Annotated in this window: 1 protein-coding gene; it reads left to right on the plus strand. The window is 38.3% G+C overall.

The genetic code is table 11. From position 1 onward, the window contains the following. Positions 1–135 precede the first annotated feature (135 nt). Positions 136–1,806 (plus strand): transposase, encoded by a 1,671-nt coding sequence (locus tag MM236_RS19585; protein ID WP_241276694.1) that lies wholly within the window; start codon positions 136–138, stop codon positions 1,804–1,806. Positions 1,807–1,831 lie beyond the last annotated feature (25 nt).

The following is a 1,831-nucleotide window of genomic DNA, read 5'->3' on the forward strand; positions in this document are numbered from 1 at the left end:
TTGAGTCCACTCCGAAAAGTATTTAAGCTAAAATTACTTGAAAAAGAATGGTTAAAATCCTTGATTTTCTTTCTGTTACATGCTGGTTTATTATATTATAAATAGCTATATTACAGATAGTTAAAGTATAAATAGATGTTCAAAAAAACTTCAGAAAAAGCTCAATTAAGCGTGTTTAGCAACCCCAATTCCTTTCTTACAGATCGTTCGGAGCGCTTCTACGAGGAGAATGGAGCTTGGCATAATTTATTTAAGAATCAGGTGACATTAAGGGTTGAGGAGTCTTTATTTGAGGTTTTGTATTCAAAGGAAACTGGAAGCCCCAATGCTTCGGTCAGAATTATGGTAGCCATGATGATCCTGAAAGAGGCCAATCGGTGGAGCGATTCTCAGCTTTTTGAACAATGTAGGTTTAATCTTTTGGTCAGAAGGGCTTTGGGTCTGGTCAATATGGATGATCCAATTCCCTCCGAATCGACCTATTACCTATTCCGAAAGCGTATAGTCGATCATGAAAGGGATGGGAATCCAAATTTGTTGGAACAGACATTTGCATCTGTCACCAAAGGACAGGCAAAAGATTTTCATGTGAGTGGCAGAAGTATACGAATGGACAGTAAACTCCTTGGAAGCAACATAGCCTGGTTGAGTCGGTATGAACTGATCCATGAAACAGTCCAGCTGTTCTGTTCCAAAGCAGACTTTACAAGACTTGAAACAGCTTTATCTCAATCTGAGATGGAGTTGGTAAAAAGTCTGCTTGCCGAAAAAGGTAATAAAGTGGTTTATCGCTGTTCAGGTGAAGAAGTCAAAATAAAGCTGATAGACTTGGGAGTGTTGATTTTCAGACTTCTGGATGTCTATCGGGAATTGTCCAATGATTATTATACCATACTTTCCAGGCTTTTTGAGGAGCAGTTTGATGTGGATGAACATAAAATTGTCATACCAAAGCCAAAGGAGTCTATAAGTTCAGACTCAATCCAGTCTCCACACGACACAGACTGTCACTACAGAAACAAGGACGGCAATCAGGTAAAAGGGTATAGCGTAAACGTAACCGAGAGTTGTGACAAGGGAGGCCTGAACCTGATCAGTGGAGTTGAGGTGAAGAAAGCAGATGCTGCCGACAATACCTTTCTTGAAAAAGCTATTATTCAGGCTAAAGAATTGTTTTGTGATCAAGTAGAGAACGTCCATGCTGACGGAGCTTACCACAGCCCATCTAATCAGGATTTTGTAAGCAGCAAAAATGCAGAACTTATCCTAAATGCGATTCAGGGACCAAAAGGAAGATATGATCTGGAGTTGGATGAAAATGGGATTTTGACTGTAAAAGACCTGAAAACAGGGATTCAGCAAGAAGCTTTAAAGATGAAAGACACCCAGAAATGGAGGATCAAAACAACAGAACACTACAGATATTTTACTGATAAGGAAATAAAAGCATGCACGTTGAGAAAGAAAATAGAAAGTATTCCTCAAGAAGTACTCAATATTCGAAACAACGTAGAAGCCACCATTTTCCAGTTAGGTTATCACTATACAAATGACAAAACAAGATATAGAGGGCTGATCAGGCATAAAATGTGGGCAAACATCCGATGTTTATGGGTCAACTTTGCCAGAATTGCAAAACATGTGAAAAACAATGCCGATAGTGACCTTTTGAAGGTGATATTTGCTCAAATTTGTTTTGAAGAGACCACCACAACAAAGATTAAATCCAAAATCTTTGAAATAAAAACAAAGATCAGGACTATAACTCAAATTTACCTAAATATTAAATTGTCAGCTTTCTCCTGAAACATAGTTTTAGGAGGGGACTCAA

Origin of the sequence: Belliella calami, from assembly GCF_022549695.1 — a bacterium.
In the GTDB taxonomy this organism is placed as follows: Bacteria; Bacteroidota; Bacteroidia; order Cytophagales; family Cyclobacteriaceae; genus Belliella; species Belliella calami.

Bases quoted from the DNA above. Each gene is read 5' to 3' on its own strand.
- MM236_RS19585 (WP_241276694.1), top strand. From the start codon at position 136: ATGTTCAAAAAAACTTCAGAAAAAGCTCAATTAAGCGTGTTTAGCAAC.